Annotated in this window: 4 protein-coding genes; 2 read left to right on the forward strand and 2 right to left on the reverse strand. The window is 56.5% G+C overall.

Annotated features, from left to right (window positions below; all coding sequences use genetic code 11):
* Positions 1–244: 244 nt before the first annotated feature.
* Positions 245–1,816 (forward strand): hypothetical protein, encoded by a 1,572-nt coding sequence (locus tag PLH32_18170; GenBank protein ID HQJ66536.1) that lies wholly within the window; start codon positions 245–247, stop codon positions 1,814–1,816.
* Positions 1,817–2,140: 324 nt separating this feature from the next.
* Positions 2,141–4,294 (forward strand): FlgD immunoglobulin-like domain containing protein, encoded by a 2,154-nt coding sequence (locus tag PLH32_18175; protein HQJ66537.1) that lies wholly within the window; start codon positions 2,141–2,143, stop codon positions 4,292–4,294.
* A 216-nt stretch (positions 4,295–4,510) separates the two neighbouring features.
* On the opposite strand, the gene PLH32_18180 is transcribed toward PLH32_18175, so the two are convergent.
* Together PLH32_18180 and PLH32_18185 are read right to left on the reverse strand one after the other, a co-directional pair.
* The gene (locus tag PLH32_18180) at positions 4,511–5,437 is read right to left on the reverse strand and encodes an ATP-binding protein (protein HQJ66538.1); all 927 of its coding nucleotides are present in this window, start codon (positions 5,435–5,437) and stop codon (positions 4,511–4,513) included.
* Between the two features lie 54 nt (positions 5,438–5,491).
* On the reverse strand, positions 5,492–6,328 hold the full coding sequence (locus tag PLH32_18185; GenBank protein ID HQJ66539.1) for a hypothetical protein: 837 nt from the start codon (positions 6,326–6,328) through the stop codon (positions 5,492–5,494).
* Positions 6,329–6,598 lie beyond the last annotated feature (270 nt).

Consider the following 6,598-nt stretch of genomic DNA (forward strand, 5'->3'; position numbering starts at 1 on the left):
TTCGCAACCGCTTCGGCATGGTCAAGACCCATTGCCGGTGACTAACCGGTGCAAACACTTCCTCCGCCAGCCTCAGGCCCAACAACAGCGACTCATGGCGCGCAGCGCATTGAGGCACACCCCGCCCCGACTCTGACTCGGCAACAAAATCCAGTTTCCTGCTTGACATTGTCCAGCTCAATGGTTATTATCCATTATAGCTATTTTTTCCTGCCCAGCATGGCAAGATCTGGAAAGGTACAGTATGAAAAACATTTGCATGTTGGTCTTTCTGCTCCTGGTCGTCCTCTCCCTCTCCTGCGGGGATGACAGCAATCCCGCCAAGCCTAAAATCAGCGAGCAAGCGGAACAGATCAACAGCGGGATCGTCAAGCCCCAGGAGAAGAACGATCAACTGCTCACAGACCTGCTGACAAAAATGGATCCCATCCCGGCCATGGATTCAGTCCTGGCCGTCTTTCTGAAAGACACCCTGGTGGCGTGGGGAGCTGTGAGCAGCCAGGGTGTCGCCATCCAGTACAGGAACGGGATCCGCGGTGGCATTTTTCTGGATGCCGAAGATATGCCAAACAGCGCCGGTTTCTCCGTGGGCAAACGGATCGATCCGGGTAATCCGGAGTTCTCTTTGCCGAAAGCCCGGCCGAGCGCAGAAAAAACGATCTTTCTCAATCCTACCTATCACGAAAGAAAGTACTGGGCCGATCTCATCATCCAGAATTACAATGACCGCCTTCCTACAGCGGGATTTAAAAAGCCGGTCATATTCAGGAATGCGGAGGTCACGGTCGACAAATTTCAAAACCTTCAGGATTACGGCATCATCCATGTCTATTCCCACGGCTGGGCCTGGCCGAGCAAATTCAATATCCAGGAGGTCTATCTGCTCACAGGGGAGGCCGCAACCCTTGTCTCCCTCGAAAAATACAAGGAGGAGATTCACACTGGAGCGATCCCGGTCATCCGGCACCATGCAGCCAGTTCCTCTCTCTGGATCAGTCCGGATTTCGTCTCGAGATACAACAATTTTTCGGCGGATACGACGCTGATCTATGGCGGATTTTGCTACAGCTATCTGGGGAATTGGCCGCGCACCCTGGTCAATGATCTTGGTGCGGGTGGATATTTCGGATTCGACTGGTCTGTATACACTTCGGAAAATGCCAAATGGAATCTGAACCTGATGATGAATCTCTGCGACACCAGCCAGCATCCCGCCGTGACAGCATCGGGCTGGATGAACAACGAACTTCCCAAATGGTTTTGGCATGAAGAACAAAAAAGAATAGTCAATATCAAGTATCTGGGACGCCAGGATCTGGCTCTGATCGGCACCACCTTCCCGGTATTCAAGAGATGCAGCATCACGCTGAATATCCTGGTGGATCTGCAAGTGATAGGCGGCGGGATCAACCGCGGCAGCAGCCGTACCTTCAGCTGCGAGGGCGCTGTGACGCAGGTGGACGAAGGCGCAGAGGAGAATATCTATCATGCAGCCTGGAACGAGGACCGCTCCGGGGCCCATTATGCCGGTGGGATGGAAATCACTGTCAACCGGAATACCCTCGTCGTGAAATCCTTCAAGGTCTGGGACAAGCGGACGGATACCATCGGTGAGGCGACTTATACCTTCGAAGGGAGCAAATCCCTTGCCCTGAAGGCCGGTACCGCGTATACAGCTTTTGTAACCGCCAACGATGCCTGCGCCGCACTCGACCAACTTGATTACAGCTATGCCTTCAAGGATGGCAACGGCTACACCTGTATTAATCACTCATGCGATTACCAGTCTTCGTTGTACATCAAATTAATGCCGTAAATGAAGCAAATTTCGCGGCAAGGGAGGCTTGGAGCGCACGCGCATTCTTGCGCGCATGGTTCCAGATTCGAAAGGCTGCACAAGGTCTGCTCGATCCTCTTCATTGGAGCGGGGATTCAGCTTATAGAGACTGTCTTGTCATTGACGAACTTTTCGATGCCGTAGCGGGAGAACTCGCGGCCTGGAGCTGCCCTCCGGCTGCAATTTCCCCCGGCTGACCGCGACCGGTTTTCGCCAGTCGAGCAAGATGCTGCTGTAACAGGATTTCAACTGAAGTGAGAGTTCATTACCCTGCGGTGAAACCCGAACAAAAAGGAGTAGACGATGAAACCCTTCAGGGCTATCGAACTCCGGTGGCTGGTGCTGTTTTCATTACTGACCGTTGCCGTCGCCCAGGCGCAGGTGGGCAGCGAAAACTGCACCCTGGTCGGCCGCTGGACAGAGGGCGAGTGCTATGACGTAATCGCCGATGGCAACCGGGTCTATCTCGGCAACGGCGCCTGCCTGCAGATCATGGATTACAATGATCCGGTCCATCCACTCCTGCTGGGCCGCATTGTTCTGCCGATGATGGTGAGGGGAGTGGCCTCCCGTGACAACAAAATCTATGTCGCCGACCAGGAAGCGGGCCTGCGCATTGTCGATGTCACAGATCCGGCCGCGCCGGTGGAGATCGGGGCACTGGAGGGAATCGGGACGGTTAATGATGTGGTGCTGGCCGGAAGCCATGCCTTCATTGCAGCGGGAAATTACGGTCTGATCATTGCGGATATCTCCAATCCCGCCCTGCCGGTCGGGGTTGGCAAATGCCTTCTACCTGGCGCGGTCAACTCTGTCGCGGTAAACGGCCAATATGCCTATGCTGTCGCCTGGAACAATTTCACGGTGGTGGATATCACCAATCCGGCAATGCCGGCAGCGATCGCACAGCGGTTGCTGCCTGACGTAGTGATGGAAGTTACCATTCATAACAACCATGCCTACCTGGCCTGCAGCAATGGCGGATTACGCATCTTTGATATCTCCACGCCCGCACAGCCGGTCGAGGTCGGCTTCTGCCTGGAAAACAGGCAAATTTTCAGTGTCCAACTGGTGAACAGCACCGCCTACATCGCCAGCTACGAGTCGGGTCTTTTTATCTACGACGTCTCGACGCCCTCCCACCCGGTGAAGGTGGATTCCTTGAGAAATGTGCCCTATATCCGCCGTATTGCTATGCGAAATGATCTGGCCTTCGTCGCCTGCAGCAGCATGGGGATGTCCGCGATTTCAATCCCGCCCTCTTCCCCTCCCAATGTGCTCTCGACCCTCAAGACCGGCAGCTACTGGAGGGGACTCGACGTAGAGGAAGACTATGCCTATCTAAGCGGCGGCGAAACCCTCCGCATCATCAATTGTGCTGATCCCGGATCTCCCTTTTCTGAAGGCTATCTGGCGTCCGGCAATTATGACTGTGACAAAGTGGTGGCGCAGAACAACCATGCCTATCTTGCAGCCTCCTATCTGGGACTGGCTATCGTCGATGTCTCTTCTCCTGCCCATCCGCTTCTATCCGCCACAACGAATTCCTTCGACTGGTCCAAGGGCCTCGCTGTGGAGGGCCATTTTGCCTATTTGGCGGATTACACCAGGGGCTTGCGCATCGTGGATATCACCAACCCGCTGGCGCCCGCTGAGATCGGAAGCTTTGATACACCTGGCAAGGCTTGCGACGTCACCGTAGAGAGTCCTTATGCCTTCGTCGCGGATGAAGACAGCGGCCTGTGCATCGTCAATATTGCGGATCCCGCCCATCCCGCCTTTGTCGTACAGATCAAATCCTCCTCCTATACCATGGCCTCTGCAGTCCGTGAACAGACTCTGTTTGTCGCCGGCGGCGACTCGATCCGTGTCTATAACATTACGCAGATCGGCAGTCCGCAGCAGATCGGCGGCTGTCCCGCCCGGGGTTTTGCCCGGCAGATCGAATTGGCGGGGAATTATGCCTTTCTCGCCGCCGGAATGGGCGGTGTTGTCATTTTTGATATCTCCGATCTGCAGACGCCGCAGCCGGTCAGCTACTACATCACTGGCGGCGAGGTCTATGATATCGCGGTGAAGGATAGCCTGATCTATGCCCTAGACGGCGAGACCGGGCTCTATATCCTCCGCCTCAACCCGCCGGCGCAGGTAGAGAAAGAGCAGACAGGATCGGCTCCCGCTGATTTTGCGCTGCTGCCCGGGCATCCGAATCCATTCAACAATTCCACAACAATGGAGTATACCCTGGATCGGCCTGAAGAGGTCGAGATCGAGGTCTACAATCTGTTGGGAGAGCCTGTAGCCACCCTGCAGCGGGGGCATCGTGAGGCAGGAAGACACCGGGTGGTCTGGAGCGGAAACGACAGCAGCGGCCGCCAGGTGCCATCCGGCATCTATTTTGTCAGGATGAGAGCGAGGGAGTTTACCGCGAACTGCAAGCTCCTGCTGTTGCGCTGAGCCCGGCGAACACTGCTGCCCAGGCGCGGGAAGGCAGCGATAGCCTCACCCTCATCGGCCGCCGCATCAAGGCGGCAGGCTAAAGCCTGCTCGCAGAACTCCTCGGGGGAGCATCCACCCGGCTGTGAATCGTAGATGCAGCGGAGGAGGGGCTGTTCGCAAATTGGTCGGTCATTTGCAGCCGGATTTCTGCAGCTTGCTCTCCCGAGTGTGGCCTTATCTGGGCAGGCGGATGATGAATTCCGCAAACCGGCCCTCCTCGCTTTCGAAGAACAGCTGTCCGCCGTGCTGCTGTACGATAAGATCATAACTGATGGAGAGCCCGAGGCCGGTGCCCTTGCCGGGGGGCTTGGTGGTGAAAAAGGGGGTGAAGAGCTTTTCCCTGATCGCCGGAGGTATCCCGTCGCCGTTGTCGCGGATGCGGACCTCGATCTGGTCGCCGAGGCTGCGGGTTTTCACGGGGAGGGTGGGTTTGAATTCCCCGTTCTGCTCCAGCTGCTTGCGATGCACCTCATAAAAACCGTTGGTGATGATATTGAGAAAAACGCGGCTGACGTCCTGAGGTATGACGCTGAGTTTGCCCACCGCTGGATCGAGATCGGTCTCGATGGTGACGTTAAAGCCGGCATCCTGGGCGCGCATGCCGTGATAGGCCAGATTGATGTCCTCGGCGAGCAGGGCGTTGATATCGGTGAGCTGGCGCTCATCCGACCGGCCGCGGGAGTGCTGAAGCATACTCCTGACGATGCTGTCCGCCCGCTTGCCGTGCTCCTCGACCTTGGCGGCGTTCTGCTCCAGCATGACGAGGATTTCCGCGATGGCCGACTGGTCCTGCCGCTCGCGGCTCAACTCCTCCCTCAGCTCATCGACCAGATTGCGGGAGAGCTGGGCGAAATTGTTGACGAAATTGAGGGGATTCTTGATCTCGTGGGCGATGCCGGCGGTGAGGGCGCCGAGGGCGGCCAGCTTGGACTGAGTGACCAGCTTTTCCTGCGTGCTCTTCAACTCCTCGAGTAAAGCTGTGAGCCGGCGGTAGGCCTCGGCGTTGTCGAGGGCGATAGCGCTGTAGGCGGCGAGGTTGCGCAGCATATTGACATGACAATCATCATAGACATTGCGGGCGCGGCTCTGCGCCGAGATCACCCCGATGACCTTGTCCTTTTTCCACAGTGGCAGATAGAGGAGCGAAAGAGGCGGCTACCCCGTCAGGGAGGAGGTCAGGCCGCCGCCGCAGCCGCCGTATTCGGCGCTGCAGTCGTTGATGACGACCTCCCGGTGATGGTTGAAGCAGCGCACGGCCAGATGCGTTTCGTCCGACAGAGAAACCGGGAAAGGCGGTAGGGTCCGGTTGTCCTCGATGGTAGCAGGGAATTCGAGCACGCCCTTGCTGGGATTGTGCAGGCCGATGGTGAAAATGGAGGCATCCATGAGGGTGTTGACATTCTCGTAGATGGTATGGATGATATTTTCTATTGACAGCGACGAGGTGATATCCCGGCCGATGCGGCTGAGCTGCTCCACATCCTCTTTTTGGGTGTAAACCAGATCGAGCGCCGTTTTCAGCTCGCTGTTCTGTTTCTCGATCACCCGGCTCTGCCTGACCCGGATGAGGTATCCGCGCCAGAGGATGATAGAGAGGCAGAAGCCGAGAGCGGCCGCGGTGATACCGTTGATCTGGTTGGAGATCAGAATAGCGGGATTTTTCTGGGTCAGGGAGATGGCGAAATAAAAAACCGTGAAGGAGATGAGATAATAGAGCAGGGCAAAGCGCGGCGGCGTCAGCAGGACAAGGCCGGCGATGAGACAGGTGATCAGGTAGGCGGTGATGTTGTCGGTGACCAGCTGATCGGCCGCAGCCAGGGCCGCACCCTCCAGCAGAAGGATCACCGCGGTGATGTGGATGCAAACCAGCGCCAGCCGGCTGTTTTTACCGGGCTTGTAGGCGAAGAAGTAGATGACGAGGTTGATGATGACAAAGCTGACCAGCAGGATGGCTTGACAGATCCAGATCGCATGCCGCCACTGATAGGTCACGCCGGTCTCGCCGGCCGACTTGACGAAAAAGAAAATTAAATAGCTGGCGCTGGTAGGGATGGCCAGGAGGGAAAGGTAAAAGACGCGGCGGATGTTCTCCAGGTCGATGACCGTCCGGGTGAGTTCCTTGTCTTCAGCTGAGAGCCTGAAGCTGATAGGAGCTGATAGGCTGATAGGAATTTGCTGATAGGAGCTGATAGGCTGATAGCTGATAGGCTGATAGGAATTTTGATTTTTGGGGGGTCATAAAAATCGAGGAAATCATTCTCT

Source organism: bacterium (assembly GCA_035419245.1).
GTDB lineage: Bacteria > Zhuqueibacterota > Zhuqueibacteria > Residuimicrobiales > Residuimicrobiaceae > JAKPUX01.